Below are 19036 nucleotides of genomic sequence, written 5' to 3' on the forward strand. Positions count from 1 at the left end.
GTTGTCACGTATCCTACAGCTAACGCTGAGAAAATGACCCGGCCAGAGTTTTTGCACCCAGCCAGGTCAATTTAAGGTGACGGCACAGGCACAGATTGCGTCAGCTTCGCAAAGCACCTGTGACATCCACCGGTTTGAAACCAAGGTCTCAGGCGTCGCCCGCAGCGCCAGAGACGAATTTCGCGCTAAACGCAGATTCGCCCAGACGTTGCAGAAGGCTCAGCTGTGTCTCCAGCCAGGCTTTATGACCTTCTTCTTCCATCAGGATGCGTTCGAACAGTGTACGCGAACCAACATCACCAACTTCGGCCGCCTGTTGCGCTGCATTGGTGTAAAAATCAACGGCCTCACTCTCGTCTTTGAGGTCAGAGGCGAACATCTCTTCCAGTGTGCCTGCTGCGGCCGGGCTTTTCTGAAACGCAAGCTCGGGGGTTCCACCCAGAAACAGGATACGTTCGATAAAGGCGTCAGAATGCACCAGCTCTTCCTGCATCTCGCCCCGCATTTTCTCGGCCAGAATATCAAGGCCCCAGTCGTCCAGAACATGCGCGTGCAACTGGTATTGGTGCGCGGCAGTAAGCTCCATATGAAGCGCTTGCTGAAGGTTGGTGATCGTTGTTGCGTTGCTCATCGGAAATCTCCTGAAACCGTGAAATGCAAAAGCAGAAAACCTGCCTCTCCACACAGTTAAGAGGTCAGCCCCCACGAAACAACGTGGGGTGACAGTCCGACACAGTCAGAGATTAGACCAGCCGCGAGGTGTCTTTCGCGGCCCGCACAAATTCGCGAAACAGCGGATGCGGGTCAAACGGCTTGGACTTCAGTTCCGGGTGGTACTGAACGCCGATGAACCACGGGTGATCCGCCCATTCCACGATTTCGGGCAGACGACCGTCCGGGGACATGCCCGAAAACTTCAGGCCCGCTTTTTCAAGCTTGTCGCGATACTTGATGTCCACTTCATAGCGGTGGCGGTGCCGTTCCTCGATCTGCGTGCCGCCATAAACCTCGGCCACTTTGGATCCATCCGCCAATACTGCGTTGTAAGCCCCAAGGCGCATTGTGCCGCCCTTGTCGTCGCCGACCTTGCGCTCGACCTTGTGGTTGCCCTGTACCCACTCCTTGAGGTGATAGACCACCGGTTCAAACCGTTTCTTCCCGGCCTCATGGTCGAATTCCTCGGACCCGGCTTCGGCGATTCCCGCAGCGTTCCGCGCAGCCTCGATCACCGCCATCTGCATGCCGAGACAAATGCCCAGATAGGGAACCTTGTGCTCGCGCGCATATTGCGCCGCCTTGATCTTGCCTTCGGTGCCACGCTCGCCAAACCCACCGGGGACGAGGATGGCGTGGAAGCCTTCCAGATACGGGGCCGCGTCTTCGGTATCGAAAACCTCGGCATCCACCCACTCGATCTTGACCTTCACGCGGTTGGCCATACCGCCATGGGTCAGCGCCTCGGCAATCGACTTATAGGCGTCCTCAAGCTGCGTATATTTGCCGACAATGGCCACTTTCACTTCGCCCTCGGCGTTGTGGATGCGGTCGCTCACATCTTCCCATTTGGCCAGATCGGGCTTGGGGGCGGGGCTGATCTGGAAGGCATCAAGAACGGCCTGATCCAGCCCCTCGCGGTGATAGGCCAGCGGGGCGTCGTAGATGGTCGACAGGTCCTGCGCTGCGATCACGCTGTCCGGACGCACGTTGCAGAACAGGGCCAGTTTTTCCCGTTCCTTGGTCGGGATCGGCCCTTCGGACCGGCAGACCAGAATATCGGGGGCCAGACCGATCGAACGCAGTTCTTTCACCGAGTGCTGGGTCGGCTTGGTTTTCAACTCACCCGACGCTTTGATGTAGGGCAGCAACGTCAGATGCATAAAGATACACTGGCCGCGCGGTTTGTCCTGACTGAACTGACGGATGGCTTCAAAGAAGGGCAGGCCTTCGATATCGCCCACAGTGCCGCCAATCTCGCACAGCATGAAATCAACCTCATCCTCGCCAATGGCGATGAAATCCTTGATCTCGTTTGTGACGTGCGGGATCACCTGAATGGTCTTGCCAAGGTAATCGCCACGGCGTTCTTTCTCGAGCACGTTCGAATAGATCCGCCCGGAACTGACCGAGTCGGTCTTGCGCGCGGCGACTCCGGTGAACCGTTCGTAGTGGCCAAGGTCCAGATCGGTCTCGGCACCATCATCGGTGACAAACACTTCGCCATGCTCAAAGGGCGACATCGTACCGGGATCGACGTTCAGATAGGGGTCCAGCTTGCGCAGACGCACCGAATAACCGCGGGCTTGCAACAATGCGCCCAATGCTGCCGAAGCCAGCCCTTTGCCCAAGGACGAAACCACACCACCGGTGATGAAAATAAAACGTGCCATAGTTTTTCGGCTGCTCCCGTGAGACGTCAAAATCAGCTGCCCGACGGTTCCGAAAAACCGCTGCATCACGGGACTTCACATATAAAGGATTCGCGCCAAAAGCGCAAGAGAACCGCAAGATGCTGTTGCAGTCCTCTTTCAGGTTTCTAGGTTTTGTGGATCAATCCGCCTGCGGGATCAGTGGCGCGTTGTCGTCCTGTGCCGGCGGCAGAAGATCATCAACCGACGGAATCGCCGGTGTGGTTTCTTCTGTCGAAGCTGGCGCTGGAACACCCAGACGGTCGATTACCGAGCTGCCCGAAGATTTCTGAGCCGCAAGAATGGTCAGCGTGATCGAGGTGACGATGAAACAGGCCGCCAGAATCCAGGTCACCTTGCCCAATGCCGTCGCTGCTGCGCGACCAGCCATGGCACCGCCACCACCCATACCCAGGCCGCCGCCTTCGGACCGCTGCATCAGGACAACGGCGATCAGGCCCAGAGCCAGAAGAAGATGGATGATGAGAACGACGTTTTCCATGGTGGTCCTGTACAGCGTGGCGTGTATCGCGTGGTACTTATGCAAGTTTGCCAGCGGGGGCAAGTCAGGAGTTGGCATCAACTTCTTTGATGTATCCCATCACGTCAAAGGGACTGGACAGTGTGTCGATTTGTGACGCAGGCTGCGGCCATGCCACATGACGATCACGACCACCCGCATGCCCTGTTACCACCTGAACCCGCATTGCGCGTCAAAGCGCTCGAGACGATTTTAACCCGCAAAGGGCTGATCGATCCGGCGGCTCTGGATGAGATTATTGACACTTATCAGAACAGGATCGGGCCGCAAAACGGCGCGCGCGTTGTTGCCAAAGCCTGGAGCGACCCTGCCTTCAAAGCTGCCCTGCTTGAAGACGCCACTCCGGTCGTGGCCGACCTTGGCTATTATGGCCGCCAGGGTGAACATATGGTAGTGGTTGAGAACACACCGGACCGGCACAATATGGTCGTCTGCACGCTGTGCAGCTGTTACCCTTGGCCGCTGCTGGGCATACCGCCCGGATGGTACAAATCCGACGCCTACCGCGCCCGCGCAGTGCGAGAACCGCGCAAGGTGCTGGCCGAATTCGGCGTCACCTTGCCCCAAGACACATCTGTACGGGTTTGGGATTCGACAGCCGAGGTTCGCTATCTCGTCTTGCCCATGCGCCCTGTAGGCACAGACGGGATGAGCGAAGAGGGGCTTGCCGCGCTTGTGACGCGCGACAGCATGATTGGCACGGGCCTTCCAAGGGTGCCCGCATGACCCGCGTTCACGATATGGGAGGACGTTTCGGTGACGGTCCGATAAACCCCGAGACAGAGGATGCGCCGGTCTTTGCCGAAGACTGGCACGCCCGCGCTCTTGCGGTGACACTTGCATCTGGTTTTCTGGGGCAGTGGAACATCGACGTTTCGCGCCACGCGCGCGAACGCCTGTCCCCGAAGGATTACACCCGGTTATCCTATTATGAGAAATGGATATCCGGTCTGACCGATCTGCTGGTCGAAAAGGGTGTTCTGACATTGGATGATCTGCGTGGCGTGAGCGGCGACGAACCGCACCCCTTGGCGGACAGAGCACTCAAGGCGGAAGCGGTGTCCGCTGCGCTGGCCAAAGGCGGGCCTGCGGACAGGCCTTCCAATGTCGCGGCGCTGTATTCTGTGGGGCAAGAGGTTGTCACGGTCCGACCGGCGGCAAATCGCCTCGTGGATGGAGGTCACACGCGCCTGCCTGTCTATGCATCCGGTGCCAGGGGCCGAATCCTGCGCCTGCACGGAACCCATGTTCTGCCCGATTCCAATGCGCATGGGTTGGGTGAGGCGCCAGAGCCGATTTATGCAGTGGTCTTTGCGGCATCAGAACTCTGGGCCGCCCCCGAACATCCCGCTGACCAGGTGGTTCTGGACCTCTGGCAAAGCTACCTGCAACCGGAATGAACGACTGCATCACATACGGAGCCCCCGAGCCGGTTTTTGCTGAGCCCTGGCACGCTCAGGTCTTTGCCGTCACAGTCGCGCTGAACGAGGCCGGGCGGTTCGAATGGGCGGATTGGGCGGCGCGTTTTTCAGCGACATTGAAACGCAACGGGCTTGCCCGGGAACTGGATGGCGGTGACGATTACTTCCACGCATGGCTGGAAACGCTTGAGGCATTGCTGGTCGAACAGGGCGCTGCCATGCCGAAAGATGTGCAGGATCTGCATAAGGCCTGGGAAGAGGCTTACCTGACCACTCCGCACGGACAACCTGTCCACTTACGATGACAGGGTAGGGGGCTCTGCCCCCGCCGCCCGTTCCGGGCGCCTCCCCCGGGATATTTAAAGCCAGATGAAGCAGGGGATCCGCTCTTCATCTGGCTACAAATATCCCCGCCGGAGGCATCGCGCGCCTGCGCGATTTTCCTCTGCGGCGAAATATCGGTTTCCCTGCCGTTTTTGCCCCGCTATATGAGCCGGGTTTGATCACTCAGCACGAAAAGGACCGGATATGGCCAACGTGGTTGTTGTCGGCGCCCAATGGGGCGACGAAGGAAAAGGCAAGATTGTCGACTGGCTCAGCGAAAGGGCGGACGTAATCGCGCGTTTTCAGGGCGGTCACAATGCCGGTCATACGCTGGTGATCGACGGCGAGGTCTATAAGCTGCACGCGCTTCCTTCGGGTGTGGTACGCGGCGGCAAGTTGAGCGTTATTGGCAATGGGGTGGTTCTGGACCCCTGGCATCTGGTCAATGAGATCGCAACCATCCGGGCGCAGGGTGTTGAGATTACGCCCGACACGCTGATGATTGCCGAAAACACACCGTTGATTCTACCGATTCACGGCGAGTTGGATCGTGCGCGCGAGGAAGCTGCGAGCAAAGGCACCAAGATCGGAACAACCGGTCGTGGAATTGGCCCGGCCTATGAAGACAAGGTTGGGCGGCGTTCCGTTCGCGTTGCCGATCTGGCGGACGAAGCCACGCTGGAGGCCCGCGTGGACCGCGCATTGCAACATCACGATCCGTTGCGCAAGGGTCTGGGTATCGAACCGGTTGACCGCGACGCGCTGATTGCCCAGCTCAAAGAGATCGCGCAACAAATTCTGCCGTTTGCGGCACCTGTCTGGAAAGTGCTGAACGAAAAGCGCAAGGCCGGGAAACGCATCCTGTTTGAAGGGGCGCAGGGCGCGCTGCTGGATATCGATTTTGGCACCTATCCCTTTGTGACGTCGTCGAACGTGATTGCGGGGCAGGCGGCAACCGGTGTTGGAATCGGACCGGGCTCGATCAATTTCGTGCTTGGCATTGTTAAGGCCTATACCACCCGCGTTGGAGAAGGGCCGTTCCCGACCGAGTTGGAAGACGCAGACGGTCAGCGTCTGGGTGAACGCGGGCACGAATTCGGCACGACAACCGGCCGCAAGCGCCGCTGCGGCTGGTTCGACGCCTGTCTGGTGCGCCAGACCTGCGCCACCAGCGGCGTGAACGGCATTTCGCTGACAAAGCTGGATGTTCTGGACGGGTTTGAGACCCTTAAGATCTGCACCGGGTATGAGCTGGATGGCGAGCGTTTGGATTACCTTCCGACCGCAGCTGATCAGCAAGCCCGCTGTACCCCGATTTACGAAGAAATGCCGGGGTGGAGCGAATCGACCGAGGGCGCGCGCAGCTGGGCGGATTTACCTGCAAATGCGATCAAATATGTACGTCGGGTCGAAGAACTGATCGAGTGCCCGGTAGCGCTTTTGTCCACCAGCCCGGAGCGGGATGACACCATTCTGGTGACAGACCCCTTTGCCGACTGATGCGCGAGAAACAGAAGACAGGGTTGAGTTACAAGGCACGCCGGCGCTGGTCGCTGGTGATCCTTGTGCTTGGCCTTCCGCTGTACATCATCGCTGTTGTGACGATCGTGAACTTGCTGGGGCGTCCTCCGATTTGGATTGAGTTACTGGTTTATATCGTGCTGGGCATCCTTTGGGCCCTGCCGTTCAAGTTTGTGTTTCGCGGCGTCGGTAAAGAAGACCCCGATCAGTCCTAGCGCTCGTCAGGTACGTGTAAATGACCGGGCCTGCTGAGCACTGCGCAGGATTACGCGCGGTCCTCGGAGGTATTTTGTCGGCTGTCTGGTATCAGTCGAAACGCTCGGGCTTTGTCATTCAGGGCAGGAGTATGGTCCAACGGCAAAAAGCAAAAAGGCCGGGGGTAAACCCGGCCTCGCTTGTGAACCTTCCAGTGTGATCAGCCAACGGCACGCTCGTCATCGGGGCGAAAACCGATCAGGTTGGACGCCGCGAAACGCCCGCCTCCGGCTTTCTCGATCTTGCCATCGCGCAGCAACTGTCCAAAAGAACGCAGGCTTTCTTCGCGATTGAACTCGTCCTGTTTCAGTGAACGCACCTTGTTCATCAGCTGCGGGCGCGAAAACTGCTCCTGACCTTCGATGAAGGACAGATATGCGGCAGCCGCTTCCAGAAGATCAGGCAGCGATTGCGCACCCTGTTCCTGTGCAAACTGTGCGAAACCGCCTTCCTCGGACCCGGTTGCGTCCTGGTCTGCGGTGACACGACGTGGCGAGACCGGGCTTGCGGATGTTCCGTGTTCATCCACCCGCTGCTCGGCCACCAGCTTGAGCGGCGCCGGAGCTTCCGGTGCCGGACGCATGCTGGTTACCTTGATTTCGGGTCGCCGTGGGCTGACCACGGATGCCAGATCGCCGCGATATTCCCGGTCGGCCGCCTCATCCGAGCGTGCCTGACCGTCGCGGTCGGCTTCGGTGGCTGCGACGGCGGTGCGCAGGTGCGAATAGGTTTCGCGCGCATCGCTGCTGCTGGGGTCATCCATATGCTCACCGGTCTTTGCCATCAGGCGCGACATATCCTGATCGGGATCCGCATCGTCCGCCAGTTTTTGGCTCGAACGGCCGGACAGGTGCTGTTCGATCTCGGAAATTTCGGTCAACAGGTGCATTTCGTCGTCTGCCGTCAAAACACCCTGCGCCAGATCGTCCTCGACCGGTTCATCGTCGGATTCAATTGCGACGTCTTCTACGTTGAGGATGTTGGGGGCATCCTCTTCGTCGAAATCGTCTTCGGCAACGTCTGCAAGATCAGCGAACAGAGGCTCGGCGGCGGTCTGATCCGGCACCGGTGTGTCTTCGATCTCGTCGATTTGCAAGGGCTGGGGGGTCAGGGGCGCCTGCAGGTCAACGTCTTCTTCGATCTGAGTTTCAGCAACTTCGGGGATCAGCGCATCAGCTGTCTCAGCCGCTTGTGGTTCCGCGGCCTCCTCGTCAAGCGCCTCGTCAACCGCAGGTGCCGCCAATTCTTCGGTTTCCTGGGCTTCAGGCTCTTTGGGTTCGGCAAAGTCATCCGCGCTGAGAGCACCAGCCTCAAACGCGGCGGCCACAGCATCTACCGGAGGAGCGGATTTGGCCATCAGAGACGAGTCTTCGTCTTCGGAATACTCGGCAGCGGGCACATCGGAATGAGAGACGACCGCGCGAATACGCTGCAGTTTCGCCGCGATGCTGTCAGCAGCCGGGGGCGGGGTGTCTGCGACAGGTTCTGCCTCGGCGAACCCGGTCTGCGCAGGGGTCGGTTGTGGCTGAACATGAGCGGGAGTTTCGGCCACATTGACCGCGGCCGTGTGCGGGGCCGGTTTTTCAGCAGCAACTGGCGCTTCGGTTGTCTGAGTGGCACGCAGCAACAGGCCGGATTCGTTCTGACGGGCTTCGACGCGCTGTGATGCATCACGCCGGGCGATGCGGGTCAGCATTTCGGCATCAGGTTGCGGGGGTTCCGAACCGAAGTACCGGTCATCCGCTGCGAGATCGCGGAAATACTCGGCGATGGCTTTCATCGTTTCAAAGGAATCATCAAATCCTTCCAAAGTGCAGGAGAAGGTTCCATATGAAACGGTTAATACCTTGTTATTCTGTACCATCAGACGCACGTCCTTTACAAACTACGAGAGCCCACTTACCCGGAATCGGGAGCACACGAAGGCTCTGAACTTTATGCATGAACCTATCATTTTGTGGTCTTAATGTGTCCAAATCCGGGAAAAATGGCCAATCTTAGGAAAATCGAGCCAATTGTACGCTCTATCGATCCAATCGGGCTGTTCGGAGGGGGATTTATCGGATCTGGAGACCTGAATCTGGTGCTGAATCGCGTCAATTCGGTCGTTGCCGCCGATGGCGGAGCGGACATTTTGACAGAATCAGGCCGGATTCCCGATGCGGTGATTGGTGACTTCGATTCGCTGAGCAAAGCGACGCAAGCTAAAATTCCCACGGATCGCCTGTTTGCCATCCGCGAACAGGACAGCACCGATTTCGACAAGGCCCTGCGCAATCTGCACGCTCCTCTGGTTCTGGGGGCTGGGTTTCTTGGCGGGCGACTTGATCATCAACTGGCCGTTCTGAACGTTCTGGTCCGGCGGCAGGATCAGGCCTGCATATTGCTGGGCGAACGTGAACTGGTTTTTCATGCGCCGCCAGAGATCAAGCTGCCGGTTGCGCCCGGCGATGTGGTCTCGCTGTTTCCGATGCAGCCGGTGACGGGGCGCAGTACCGGGCTGGAATGGCCGATTGATAATCTGGCCTTTCAGCCGGACGGGCAGGTGGGAACATCCAACCGTGCACTGGCGCCTGTCGAGCTGAACATGGATGGGCCGGGCCTGCTGGTGATGATCCCGCGCGCGGCACTCGATCCGCTTATGCAGGTGTTTCTGTCGGGGCGGACCGGGCGCTGGCCCGCTCGCGCAGAATGACGTACAGGCCTGCGGCAATGGTTATGACGATGCCAACCGCAGCCAATCCATCGGGCAGGTCGCTGAAAATCACCCATCCGATCAGGGTTGCAACCGGGATTTCCAGATATTGCATCGGGGCCAGTGTGGCAGAGGGCGCATAGCGCAGCGACCACGTCATCAGCAGATGCGCGACCGTACCCAACACCCCGATCGCAATCAGCAGCCAGTTCAGATCGCTGGATGGCAGGGTCATCGAGAGCTCCTGAATGTTCATTTGCGTGCCAATCAGAAGGAGCGGTGCCAGAAGGATCGTCGCAAATACGCCGGACACGGCTTGCAACGACACCGGGTCGGTCTCTTTCGCGACTTGCCGGGTGACCAGCATGAACAAGGCAAACACCACGGCAACGATCAGTGGCAGCAACGCAGGTGCACCCACCTCGGCAAAGCTGGGTTGAATGACCAGTAACGTGCCAATGAACCCGACGATGCAGGCAGCAAGACGGCGGGAACCGACCTCTTCCTCCAGAACATATTTGCCCAGCAGCAGCATGATGAATGGCATGACGAAGGCAATTGCAACGGCATCCGCCAATGGCAGGAATTGCAGCGCGCTGAACATGGCTGAAATGCCGATGATATGCAGCAGCGTCCGTAGCAGGGTCAGCCGCAGGATGCGTCCGCGCATCCGCCAGGGTCGCCCGGTCACCGCAACCAGCGGGATCAGGATCACCGCTTGCACCGCGAAACGGACCATGACCAGCAGACCCAGCGGTGTGGTCTCGCCCAACAGCTTCGCCATCGCATCCCCCAAGGGCGCGAGCACGCAGAAACCAAGCATCAAGAAGATGCCAAAGACGGGTCTGTCCTGAGTCATGAGCGCGACGCTAACTGTTTCGCGACGCAGAGGGAAGCGCTGTTGTTAGCGGTCGGGCAGGGGCTGAACCTTGGTGTAATCCGGCCCGATGCAGGTGGGCAAACCATCCTCCAATTTCAGCCATTTCAGCTTTTCTTCATGCGCGACATGCAACGTAGGTTCCAGTGTGTCAGGAGAGTCCAGTGTCGCGACATAAAGGTGCATCACATCCGACATGGCGGTTGAACGGAAGGACATTGGCGTGCCGCAGTGCGGGCAGAAGCTGCGCTCGACACCGGGAGAGGAGTTGAAATGCTTGGGCTCTTCACCGGTCCACCGCCAATGGCCATCCCGAACTCCGAAATACGTTGTCATCGGCGCTGCGCATTGGCGACGGCAACTGTCGCAATGGCAGGTGACGCATGACAGTACCGGAGGGTCGACCTCGAACCGGATCTTGCCGCACAGACAATGTCCACGCATGTCGCCCCTCGCTTTCTGTTTCAGCAATTCGGTACGTTCACAGCCAGACCACCCAGCGACGTTTCCTTGTATTTCTCATGCATGTCATGGCCGGTCTGGCGCATCGTCTCGATCACTGCGTCCAGCGGCACGAAATGCTGACCATCCCCGCGCAAGGCCAGCGAGGCGGCTGAGACCGCTTTGATGGCCCCCAGCCCGTTACGTTCGATACAAGGAACCTGAACCAAACCGGCAACAGGGTCGCAGGTCATGCCCAGATGATGCTCCAGCGCGATCTCAGCGGCATTTTCCACTTGCTCGGGGGTTCCCCCCATCACGGCGCAAAGCCCGGCTGCCGCCATGGCAGCCGCGCTGCCAACTTCGGCCTGACATCCCGCTTCGGCACCCGAGATCGAGGCGTTGTATTTCACCAACCCGCCAATGGCCGCTGCGGTCAGCAGGAAATCTTCGATATGGCTTTCGGACGCGCCCGGTACGTGATCCAGGTAATAGCGCAGAACAGCGGGCAGAACACCTGCGGCCCCGTTGGTGGGCGCGGTGACAACCTGCCCGCCCGCCGCGTTTTCCTCGTTGACCGCCATGGCATAGACGCTCATCCAGTCGTTGATCGTGTGCGGCGCGGTCAGGTTCATGCCGCGCTCGGCCATCAGCGCATCATAGATGCCTTTCGCGCGGCGGCGCACTTTCAAACCGCCCGGAAGGATGCCGTCGGTGGTCAAGCCGCGTTCGATACAGGCGTTCATGACGTCCCACAAACGGGCCGATCCTTTCGCGAAACTGTCGGCGCAGCCCCGCGCGATCTCGTTTGCGCGCTTCATCCCGGCTATGGTCTTGCCACTGGATTTGGCCATCTCAAGCATTTCTGCGGCGGATTTGAACGGGAACGGGACCGGGTCGCCTTCATTGGTGTCTTTCCCCTCGGCCAGTTCTTCCTCGGTCAGGACAAAGCCGCCGCCGATCGAATAATACACCTGCCGCAGGATCACATCGCCCTGCGCGTCGGTGGCCATCAGGATCATCCCGTTAGCGTGCCCGGGCAAATTGTTGTCGTAGTCAAAGATCAGATCCGCCTTGGGATCGAAATGAAGCGTCGGCAGGCCTTCGGGCGTTACGGTGTGCGTGCGTGCGATATCGGCCAGCGCTGCCTCGGCCTTTTCGTTGTCATAGGTGTCGGGAACAAAGCCCGCCAGACCCAGAATGGTCGCCCGATCGGTCGCGTGGCCGACGCCGGTGAAGGCCAGCGAGCCGTGCAGTGAACCTTTCAGACCCGTAAATTCAAAGGGGGACGCGCGCATCATGTCCAGAAAGCGCGCAGCAGCCACCATCGGGCCCATTGTGTGAGATGAAGACGGGCCAATGCCCACTTTGAACATATCGAAGACAGATAGGAACATATCAGATAGCCGAGCCTTCCGGGGGATTAGCGTAAGTAGGGGATGTGAAGGGTGTAACGCCCAAACCTTCCGCAGCGATTGCCGAACGGGTGGCGGGGCATGTCTCAAGGTGCAGAAGCACTTTCTGCAGATGCGGCGTGTCGGCCAGTTGATACCAGCTGCGGTCAGTACTTACAGGGTACAGGGCCATCCAGCGCATCATGCAGGCGACATAATAGGTCAGAACCGATGGGACACCTGCGCGAAACCACTCAGGCCCGCGTTGCGCCAGCGCATCCAGCAACCGCAGGTGCTGCAGCAACCGGGGTCGGATGCCCGCGCGCAGCGTGTCGGCCTGTGAGGCGTCTATGTATTTTTCAGCGTAGAACAGGATGCGCAGATCCGCATGCAACGTGTTGGACGCGAAGAACAGCCATTTCAGAAATCCGGCGCGTTCAGGATCATCCACCGCCGGGGCCAGTTGACCATGGCGCTCTGTCAGCCAAAGCAGGATCGCCGCAGTTTCAAAGATCGGGCCCTGCGGCGTTTCCAGAACCGGGATCAGCCCGTTGGGATTAAGCGACCGATACGCGTCGCTGTCCTGCTCGTTCTGGCGGCGGTCCACCAGCACGGTTTCATAAGCCACGCCCATCTCGTCCAGCGCCAGCCGGATCACCAGCGAGGCGTTGTCAGGGGCATAATGCAGGCGGTACGGGGTCAACATGCGCGCAACTTACAGCGCAAAGATGTGGGTGTAAGACATGATTGCGACTTTTCCGACAGGAAACGCGTAGTCCTGAGACATCTTAACACCTGTCGGATCGCAAAATGGGGTCGCAGTCGTCTGACGCATTCCCTATAACTCCGTCAGAATAAACTGGGAAAGCTGCCATGACCAGAGATCTGTCGCCAATCGACACCGCGAAATACGTTGCCGCGTTCCGTGCCGCCGACATGGTCGAAGACGGGATGCGCGTCGGTCTTGGCACAGGATCGACAGCCGCCTGGCTGGTGCGCCGCCTGGGCGAACGGGTGCGCGAAGAAGGCCTGCGGATCAAGGGTGTTCCAACCTCGACCCGCACGGCGCAGCTTGCCCGCGAGGTTGGCATCGACGTCATCTCATTGGATCAGGCCGGTTGGCTGGACATGACCATCGACGGCGCGGATGAGTTCGATCAGGACCTGAACCTGATCAAGGGGGGCGGCGGTGCGCATCTGCAGGAAAAGATTGTGGCCACCGCCAGTGACCAGATGATCGTCATCGCCGATGCAGGCAAAGAAGTTGAAACTCTGGGGGCCTTTCCGCTGCCTGTCGAGGTCATTCCCTTTGGCTGGCAGACAACGCGCACATTGATCGAGGAAGCGCTGGATACGATGGATGTGCTTGGGACATCTTCGGCGCTGCGCATGAATGGCGAGGCTCCGTTTGTGACCGATGAGGGCAACCACATCCTTGACCTGCACCTCAAGCGCATCGGCAACCCGCGCCAGATGGCGCTGATCCTGAACCAGGTGCCCGGTGTTGTGGAAAATGGCCTGTTCATCGACATCTGCGACAAGGTCGTGATCGGCCATGGCGATGGCCGGGTCGAGCTGCGGGATATCAACGCGGGTACGGTCGCAATGGATCAGCTGCTCAGCGGATCGCGCGATAACCTGTTTTCCGATTTTTCGGACTGAGTATCGTGCAGGTCCCTCCGGCAAGTGGCTATGAAAGTTCGAATTTTCCGCGCCGGGGGTTGGCACAGGGTTTTTTACGCCCAGATATCCAGAGAATTTTGCAAGTTGAATGAAGGAACCCGGCATGAGCTTTGACTATGATCTTTTTGTCATCGGCGGAGGTTCGGGCGGGGTCCGCGCGGCGCGTGTTGCGGCGGGCGAAACCGGTGCCAAGGTCGCGCTGGCCGAAGAAGACCGGTATGGCGGCACCTGTGTGATCCGGGGCTGCGTGCCAAAGAAGCTGATGGTCTTTGCCAGCGAATACTCGGGCATGGTCGGGGATGCGCAGGCCTATGGCTGGGACATTCAGCCCGGCGCGTTCAACTGGAACACTTTCCACGGCAAGCTGGTGGCCGAGCTTGATCGGTTGGAAGGGATATATCGCAATATCCTGAAGAACAACGGCGTCGAAAGCTTTGACCAGCGTGCGCGCCTTGTGGATGCCCACACGGTCGAGCTGGCCGACGGAACCCGCAAAACGGCCAAACACATTCTGGTCGCCACCGGCGGTCGCCCGGTTGTTCCGGATTTCCCGGGCTCGGAACTGGCGATTACGTCGAACGAGATATTCCACCTGGACAAGCTGCCTGAAAGCATCCTGATCGTAGGGGGCGGTTATATCGCCTGTGAATTTGCCGGGATCATGAACGGGCTGGGGGTCAGGACGACTCAGTTCTATCGCGGCGCACAGATCCTTCGGGGGTTTGATGACGAGGCGCGTGGACTGATCAGCGAAGAAATGTGTCAGAACGGCATCGACCTGCATCTGGGCACCAATGTGCTCGAGATGAAAAAGCAGGGCGACAAGATCTGGGTCAAGGCCACCAACGGCTCCGAGCAGAGTTTTGATGTGGTAATGTATGCCACGGGCCGTGCGCCGAATGCCGATAACCTTGGGCTGGAGGCTTTGGGCGTTGAACGCGGCCGTAAGGGCGAGATCATCGTGGATGAATACAGCCAGACCGCTGTGCCTTCGATCTTTGCCATTGGCGATGTGACGGACCGGGTGAACCTGACACCGGTTGCGATCCGCGAGGGGATGGCCTTTGTGGAAACCGTGTTCAAGGGCAATCCGACACCGGTGGATCACGACTTGATTCCGACCGCGATCTTCACTCAGCCTGAGATGGGAACTGTCGGCCTCAGCGAAGAAGAGGCAGCAGAACAGGAACCGATCGAGGTCTATGCCACATCTTTCAAGCCGATGCAGAAATCCTTTGCTGGCGGCACGCAGCGGGTACTGATGAAACTCATCGTCTCTCAGGCCACGCGCAAGGTGCTGGGTTGCCATATTGTCGCCCCCGGTGCCGGCGAGATGATCCAGCTGGCGGGAATCGCTGTAAAGATGGGCGCGACCAAGGAAGATTTTGACCGAACGGTTGCAGTTCACCCGGTCATGGCCGAAGAACTGGTGACAATGCGGCAACCTGTGCGCACGGCTTGATTTGCAAGCGCGCGCACACACGTTACAAGGGAACCCGTGATCACACGGTCCAAAACGAAGGAAAAGATACATATGGCGGGCAATAGCGGAGGCCCCTGGGGGGGCGGAGGCTCATCCGGTGGCGGAGGAAATCGGGGTAACAACGGGGACGGGCGCAAGCCCCCCGAAAGCGATGGCCCGCATATCCCCGAGATCGACGAACTGATGAAAAAAGGCCAGGAACAGCTGCGCGTCCTCATGGGCGGCCGTGGCGGCGGTGGCCGTGGTACCAATGGCTCGGGTGGCGGTGGTGGCCCGGCCTTTACCAAAGGCACCCTGCTGCTGGGTGGCGTCGCCGCTCTGGTGATGTGGGGCGTGGCCAGCGCCTATACGGTCAAACCCGAAGAGCAATCAGTTGAACTGCTGTTTGGCCGCTTCTCGGGGATCGGTACAGAAGGTCTCAACTTTGCCCCATGGCCGGTTGTGACGGCCGAAGTTATTCCGGTGAAGGTCGAACAGACGGAAACCATCGGCTCGGGTGGTCGTGGAAGCGATGCGGGTCTGATGCTGACGGGCGATGAAAACATCGTCGATATCGATTTTCAGGTGGTCTGGAACATCTCGAATCCGGCAGATTTCCTCTTCAACCTGCGTGATCCCAGACAAACGATTCAGGCGGTTTCGGAATCCGCGATGCGCGAAATTATCGCGCAGTCTTCGCTTGCGCCGATCCTGAACCGCGACCGTGCGGTTATCGCTGAACGGCTTGAGGAACTGATCCAATCCACGCTCGACAGCTATAGTTCAGGCATCAATATTGTTCGTGTGAACTTTGATGGTGCCGACCCGCCAGAACCGGTCAAGGACGCATTCCGCGAAGTTCAGTCAGCGGGTCAGGAACGTGACCGGCTTGAAAAGCAGGCTGATGCCTATGCCAACCGGGTTCTCGCCGGTGCCCGTGGTGAAGCGGCGCAGGTTCTGGAAGAAGCCGAAGCCTATCGCGCCCAGGTCGTGAATGAGGCACAGGGTGAGGCCAGCCGCTTCAGCGCGGTTTTGGCGGAATACGCCAAAGCGCCGGACGTGACGCGCAAGCGTCTGTATCTTGAGCGGATGGAGCAGGTTCTTGGCGACGTAAACAAGATCATTCTGGATGAGAATGCCGGTGGGCAGGGGCAGGGCGTTGTCCCGTATCTGCCGCTGAACGAATTGCGCCGCAACTCGGGCGAGGGGAACTAAAAGATGCGTAAATCAACTTTTGTTCTGCCTGTCATTTTTGTTCTTGTGGTGGCTGCGCTATCGTCGATCTTCATCGTCGACGAACGGGAAAAAGCACTGGTTCTGCAATTCGGTCGCGTCATTGATGTCAAGGAAGATCCGGGTCTTGCGTTCAAGATTCCGGTCATTCAGGAAGTCGTCCGCTATGACGACCGTATTCTGAGCCGCGAGGTCGGACCACTGGAGGTGACACCTCTGGATGACCGTCGTCTGGTGGTTGACGCGTTTGCACGCTATCGGATTACCGACGTGCGCCAGTTCCGCGAAGCGGTGGGTGCGGGCGGTATCGATACCGCAGAACAGCGGCTGGATTCCATTTTGCGGGCGAAAACGCGCGAAGTTCTGGGTTCCGTCAGCTCGAACGATATCCTCAGCTCGGATCGGGCGGCGCTGATGCTGCGCATCCGCAATGGGGCCATTACCGAAGCGCGTGATCTGGGGCTCGAGGTGATCGACGTCCGGCTCAAACGCACTGACCTGCCGCAAGCCAACCTCGAAGCCACCTTTGCGCGTATGCGTGCCGAACGCGAGCGTGAAGCGGCAGATGAAGTGGCCCGTGGTGAGGAAGCTGCACAGCGTATCCGCGCGCAAGCCGATCGTACAGTGGTGGAACTGGTGTCGGATGCCCGCCGCGAATCTGAAATTGTTCGTGGTGAGGCCGACGCCGAACGCAACGCGATCTTTGCGGATGCCTACGGAGCAGACCCCGAGTTCTTTGAGTTCTACCGCTCTCTGTCAGCCTATGAAAATGCGCTTCAGGGCGGAAACAGCTCGTTGGTGCTAAGCCCGGATTCGGACTTCTTCAACTACCTCAGTTCGCCATCAGGTCGGCGGGCACCGGTGGCGGCGCCGTCCGAATGATGGGCATGATCCTTCTGGCCTTCGGGCTGGTACTGATTGTCGAGGGGCTGGCCTATGCGCTGGCCCCTTCGCTTATCGAGCGGATGCTGGAGGCGTTGCGCGCCATGCCCGAACAGGCCCGGCGTCTGGCCGGGTTGCTTTGTGTTATCAGCGGTTTGATCCTGCTCTGGGGAGCATATCAACTGGGCTTTTGACGGGGCGGTTTCACGTGCGGGTTATTTCCCTGCGATCCCGAGTTGCTCACCGGGTTAAACTGACTACATTGGAAACTAAGAAAGGCCGAAACAGGCCTTGGCAAGATTGTCGACAAGGAGAGCTCAAGTGCAGGCGAAAGCGCGCAGTTTATCCGTCCGGTGGGACGACGTGAGTGTTTGGATGCGGCTGTTGTGGCTGGCCTTTGCCGGTACGCTGCTTGTGCTGGCGCAGTCGGTTTCCGCTCAGGCCAGAGGTGAAAGCCTGGCGCCCTTGGCCGAAAAGATCAGCCCGGCCGTGGTGAACATCACCACAAGCACCCTGATCGAAGGTCAGACAGGTCCGCAGGGTATCGTGCCCGAGGGGTCTCCGTTCGAGGATTTCTTTCGCGATTTTCAGGATCGCAATGGCGGCAATGACAACAGCCCGCCCCGACGCAGCAACGCCCTTGGGTCGGGTTTTGTGATCTCTGAAGATGGCTTCATTGTCACCAACAATCACGTCATTGCGGAAGCTGATGAAATCCTTGTGGAATTCTTCCCCGGCGACGGGCAGCCCAAAAAAGAACTGGTGGCCAAAGTCATCGGAACCGATGAGAAAACCGATATTGCACTGCTCAAGGTCGAAGCGTCCGGCCCCTTGAAATACGTGCAATTTGGCGACAGCGACGTGGCGCGTGTGGGGGACTGGGTGATTGCCATGGGCAACCCGCTGGGCCAGGGCTTTTCTGTATCCGCTGGTATCGTATCGGCCCGCAACCGGGCGCTCAGCGGATCATATGACGATTACATCCAGACAGATGCGGCGATCAACCGGGGCAACTCGGGCGGTCCATTGTTCAACATGGACGGCGAAGTGATCGGCGTGAACACAGCCATCCTGTCACCCAACGGTGGCTCGATCGGCATCGGCTTTTCGATGGCATCAAACGTGGTGGTGAAGGTCGTCGATCAGCTGCGCGAATTTGGCGAAACCCGGCGCGGCTGGCTGGGTGTCCGCATTCAGGACGTGACCGAAGACATGGCCGAGGCCATGGGGCTGGAGAAACCCGGCGGCGCGCTGATCAGCGATGTCCCAGAAGGCCCCGCCCAGGAGGCCGGTCTGAAAGCGGGCGACGTGATCATCAGCTTTGACGGCGTCGAAGTCGAAGACACCCGAGGTCTGGTCCGTCAGGTCGGCGAAACAGAAGTCGGCAAAGCCGTTCGGGTCATTGTGCACCGCGATGGCGGCACACAGACAATTCTGGTCACGCTGGGACGCCGCGAAGACGCAGAAAGCAAAGAAGATGACGAAGAAGAAACGCAGGATGCTCCGGTCGAAGAAAACGCCGATATTCTCGGGCTGACCATCTCCCCGCTCACAGATACGCTGCGTGCGGATATGGGATTGGATGCAGATGCCCAAGGTCTGGTGATTTCGAATGTCGATGAAGCGTCTGAGGCTTACGCGAAAGGGTTGCGTGCGGGTGACCTGATCACGGAAGCGGGTCAGCAAAAGGTGGAAACCATCGCGGACCTGGAAGCCCGAATGGACCAATCGCGAGAGGCTGGGCGGAAATCCCTGCTGCTTTTGGTCCGCAGGGGGGGCGAGCCGCGATTTGTGGCGCTAAGCCTGGAAGAGTGATTTGAATAGGCCGGGACAAGCGCCCGGCCTTTTTCATTGCCTGAACACCTGAAGAGGCATGCAGAAAGAAAATGAGCCATACGCAGT

General features: G+C 59.1%; 20 protein-coding genes. 12 read left to right on the forward strand and 8 right to left on the reverse strand.

The genetic code is table 11. The features are described from left to right. Positions 1 to 148 precede the first annotated feature (148 nt). The 3 genes from ACR0EK_RS09625 to secG form a co-directional block, all read right to left on the reverse strand. A complete protein-coding gene (locus tag ACR0EK_RS09625; RefSeq protein ID WP_267365948.1) occupies positions 149 to 631 on the reverse strand; it encodes a bacterioferritin in 483 nt (160 codons plus the stop codon). Positions 632 to 743: 112 nt separating this feature from the next. Next, positions 744 to 2387 (reverse strand): CTP synthase, encoded by a 1644-nt coding sequence (locus ACR0EK_RS09630; RefSeq protein ID WP_480481546.1) that lies wholly within the window; start codon positions 2385 to 2387, stop codon positions 744 to 746. Positions 2388 to 2547: 160 nt separating this feature from the next. Beyond that, positions 2548 to 2907: a preprotein translocase subunit SecG gene (gene secG, locus ACR0EK_RS09635; RefSeq protein WP_480773610.1), complete on the reverse strand. Its 360-nt coding sequence runs from the start codon at positions 2905 to 2907 to the stop codon at positions 2548 to 2550. Between the two features lie 150 nt (positions 2908 to 3057). Here secG and nthA point away from each other — a divergent pair, with 150 nt between their 5' ends. The 5 genes from nthA to ACR0EK_RS09660 all read left to right on the forward strand — a co-directional run bounded on the left by nthA (position 3058) and on the right by ACR0EK_RS09660 (position 6427). Further along, positions 3058 to 3672, forward strand: coding sequence for a nitrile hydratase subunit alpha (gene nthA / locus ACR0EK_RS09640; protein ID WP_480481542.1), 615 nt, complete (start codon positions 3058 to 3060; stop codon positions 3670 to 3672). Further along, positions 3669 to 4346: a nitrile hydratase subunit beta gene (nthB, locus tag ACR0EK_RS09645; protein WP_480967769.1), complete on the forward strand. Its 678-nt coding sequence runs from the start codon at positions 3669 to 3671 to the stop codon at positions 4344 to 4346. The genes nthA and nthB overlap by 4 nt, the downstream gene beginning before the upstream one ends. After that, positions 4343 to 4672, forward strand: a complete 330-nt coding sequence (locus tag ACR0EK_RS09650; RefSeq protein ID WP_480481538.1) for a nitrile hydratase accessory protein — start codon at positions 4343 to 4345, stop codon at positions 4670 to 4672. The genes nthB and ACR0EK_RS09650 overlap by 4 nt, the downstream gene beginning before the upstream one ends. A 223-nt stretch (positions 4673 to 4895) precedes the next feature. After that, positions 4896 to 6191, forward strand: a complete 1296-nt coding sequence (locus tag ACR0EK_RS09655) for an adenylosuccinate synthase (protein ID WP_209504287.1) — start codon at positions 4896 to 4898, stop codon at positions 6189 to 6191. Further along, positions 6191 to 6427: a DUF2842 domain-containing protein gene (locus tag ACR0EK_RS09660; protein ID WP_480476464.1), complete on the forward strand. Its 237-nt coding sequence runs from the start codon at positions 6191 to 6193 to the stop codon at positions 6425 to 6427. Before ACR0EK_RS09655 ends, ACR0EK_RS09660 begins: the two co-directional genes overlap by 1 nt. A gap of 200 nt (positions 6428 to 6627) precedes the next feature. Here the strand turns inward: ACR0EK_RS09660 and ACR0EK_RS09665 are convergent, their stop codons facing one another. Then, complete coding sequence (locus ACR0EK_RS09665) at positions 6628 to 8331, reverse strand: hypothetical protein (RefSeq protein ID WP_480967770.1); 1704 nt, start codon at positions 8329 to 8331, stop codon at positions 6628 to 6630. A 123-nt stretch (positions 8332 to 8454) separates the two neighbouring features. On the opposite strand from ACR0EK_RS09665, the gene ACR0EK_RS09670 reads away from it, so the two are divergent. Continuing rightward, entirely contained in the window at positions 8455 to 9162 is a 708-nt protein-coding gene (locus tag ACR0EK_RS09670) for a thiamine diphosphokinase (RefSeq protein WP_480967771.1), read from the forward strand. On the opposite strand, the gene ACR0EK_RS09675 is transcribed toward ACR0EK_RS09670, so the two are convergent. The 4 genes from ACR0EK_RS09675 to ACR0EK_RS09690 are packed head-to-tail and all read right to left on the reverse strand — an operon-like array spanning position 9107 to position 12580. Further along, complete coding sequence (locus tag ACR0EK_RS09675; RefSeq protein WP_480831746.1) at positions 9107 to 10021, reverse strand: DMT family transporter; 915 nt, start codon at positions 10019 to 10021, stop codon at positions 9107 to 9109. The genes ACR0EK_RS09670 and ACR0EK_RS09675 overlap by 56 nt on opposite strands. Before the next feature lie 45 nt (positions 10022 to 10066). Then, complete coding sequence (locus ACR0EK_RS09680; protein ID WP_480899602.1) at positions 10067 to 10483, reverse strand: GFA family protein; 417 nt, start codon at positions 10481 to 10483, stop codon at positions 10067 to 10069. Between the two features lie 20 nt (positions 10484 to 10503). Next, positions 10504 to 11877: an L-serine ammonia-lyase gene (locus tag ACR0EK_RS09685; protein ID WP_480537543.1), complete on the reverse strand. Its 1374-nt coding sequence runs from the start codon at positions 11875 to 11877 to the stop codon at positions 10504 to 10506. Between the two features lies 1 nt (position 11878). Continuing rightward, the gene (locus tag ACR0EK_RS09690) at positions 11879 to 12580 is read right to left on the reverse strand and encodes a glutathione S-transferase family protein (RefSeq protein WP_480486041.1); all 702 of its coding nucleotides are present in this window, start codon (positions 12578 to 12580) and stop codon (positions 11879 to 11881) included. 167 nt (positions 12581 to 12747) lie between these two features. On the opposite strand from ACR0EK_RS09690, the gene rpiA reads away from it, so the two are divergent. The 6 genes from rpiA to ACR0EK_RS09720 all read left to right on the forward strand — a co-directional run bounded on the left by rpiA (position 12748) and on the right by ACR0EK_RS09720 (position 18949). Then, positions 12748 to 13536, forward strand: a complete 789-nt coding sequence (gene rpiA, locus ACR0EK_RS09695; RefSeq protein ID WP_480899604.1) for a ribose-5-phosphate isomerase RpiA — start codon at positions 12748 to 12750, stop codon at positions 13534 to 13536. Between the two features lie 124 nt (positions 13537 to 13660). After that, positions 13661 to 15019 carry a glutathione-disulfide reductase gene (gor, locus tag ACR0EK_RS09700; protein WP_480773611.1) on the forward strand — a complete coding sequence of 453 codons (1359 nt, stop codon included), beginning with the start codon at positions 13661 to 13663 and terminating at the stop codon, positions 15017 to 15019. A gap of 72 nt (positions 15020 to 15091) precedes the next feature. After that, a complete protein-coding gene (gene hflK, locus ACR0EK_RS09705; RefSeq protein WP_267363979.1) occupies positions 15092 to 16234 on the forward strand; it encodes an FtsH protease activity modulator HflK in 1143 nt (380 codons plus the stop codon). A 3-nt stretch (positions 16235 to 16237) separates the two neighbouring features. After that, entirely contained in the window at positions 16238 to 17134 is an 897-nt protein-coding gene (gene hflC, locus ACR0EK_RS09710) for a protease modulator HflC (RefSeq protein WP_480919412.1), read from the forward strand. Continuing rightward, on the forward strand, positions 17134 to 17328 hold the full coding sequence (locus ACR0EK_RS09715; RefSeq protein WP_480913984.1) for a DUF2065 domain-containing protein: 195 nt from the start codon (positions 17134 to 17136) through the stop codon (positions 17326 to 17328). The genes hflC and ACR0EK_RS09715 overlap by 1 nt, the downstream gene beginning before the upstream one ends. Positions 17329 to 17455: 127 nt before the next feature. Then, on the forward strand, positions 17456 to 18949 hold the full coding sequence (locus ACR0EK_RS09720; RefSeq protein ID WP_480913933.1) for a Do family serine endopeptidase: 1494 nt from the start codon (positions 17456 to 17458) through the stop codon (positions 18947 to 18949). The last annotated feature ends 87 nt before the right edge of the window (positions 18950 to 19036 follow it).

Source organism: Ruegeria sp. AE4, from assembly GCF_056542185.1.

Excerpts from the sequence above, each read along its gene's own strand:
- ACR0EK_RS09625 (WP_267365948.1), bottom strand. The coding sequence starts at position 631 with ATGAGCAACGCAACAACGATCACCAACCTTCAGCAAGCGCTTCATATG.
- ACR0EK_RS09630 (WP_480481546.1), bottom strand. The coding sequence starts at position 2,387 with ATGGCACGTTTTATTTTCATCACCGGTGGTGTGGTTTCGTCCTTGGGC.
- secG (WP_480773610.1), bottom strand. The coding sequence starts at position 2,907 with ATGGAAAACGTCGTTCTCATCATCCATCTTCTTCTGGCTCTGGGCCTG.
- nthA (WP_480481542.1), top strand. The coding sequence starts at position 3,058 with ATGCCACATGACGATCACGACCACCCGCATGCCCTGTTACCACCTGAA.
- nthB (WP_480967769.1), top strand. The coding sequence starts at position 3,669 with ATGACCCGCGTTCACGATATGGGAGGACGTTTCGGTGACGGTCCGATA.
- ACR0EK_RS09650 (WP_480481538.1), top strand. The coding sequence starts at position 4,343 with ATGAACGACTGCATCACATACGGAGCCCCCGAGCCGGTTTTTGCTGAG.
- ACR0EK_RS09655 (WP_209504287.1), top strand. The coding sequence starts at position 4,896 with ATGGCCAACGTGGTTGTTGTCGGCGCCCAATGGGGCGACGAAGGAAAA.
- ACR0EK_RS09660 (WP_480476464.1), top strand. The coding sequence starts at position 6,191 with ATGCGCGAGAAACAGAAGACAGGGTTGAGTTACAAGGCACGCCGGCGC.
- ACR0EK_RS09665 (WP_480967770.1), bottom strand. The coding sequence starts at position 8,331 with ATGGTACAGAATAACAAGGTATTAACCGTTTCATATGGAACCTTCTCC.
- ACR0EK_RS09670 (WP_480967771.1), top strand. The coding sequence starts at position 8,455 with ATGGCCAATCTTAGGAAAATCGAGCCAATTGTACGCTCTATCGATCCA.
- ACR0EK_RS09675 (WP_480831746.1), bottom strand. The coding sequence starts at position 10,021 with ATGACTCAGGACAGACCCGTCTTTGGCATCTTCTTGATGCTTGGTTTC.
- ACR0EK_RS09680 (WP_480899602.1), bottom strand. The coding sequence starts at position 10,483 with ATGCGTGGACATTGTCTGTGCGGCAAGATCCGGTTCGAGGTCGACCCT.
- ACR0EK_RS09685 (WP_480537543.1), bottom strand. The coding sequence starts at position 11,877 with ATGTTCCTATCTGTCTTCGATATGTTCAAAGTGGGCATTGGCCCGTCT.
- ACR0EK_RS09690 (WP_480486041.1), bottom strand. The coding sequence starts at position 12,580 with ATGTTGACCCCGTACCGCCTGCATTATGCCCCTGACAACGCCTCGCTG.
- rpiA (WP_480899604.1), top strand. The coding sequence starts at position 12,748 with ATGACCAGAGATCTGTCGCCAATCGACACCGCGAAATACGTTGCCGCG.
- gor (WP_480773611.1), top strand. The coding sequence starts at position 13,661 with ATGAGCTTTGACTATGATCTTTTTGTCATCGGCGGAGGTTCGGGCGGG.
- hflK (WP_267363979.1), top strand. The coding sequence starts at position 15,092 with ATGGCGGGCAATAGCGGAGGCCCCTGGGGGGGCGGAGGCTCATCCGGT.
- hflC (WP_480919412.1), top strand. The coding sequence starts at position 16,238 with ATGCGTAAATCAACTTTTGTTCTGCCTGTCATTTTTGTTCTTGTGGTG.
- ACR0EK_RS09715 (WP_480913984.1), top strand. The coding sequence starts at position 17,134 with ATGGGCATGATCCTTCTGGCCTTCGGGCTGGTACTGATTGTCGAGGGG.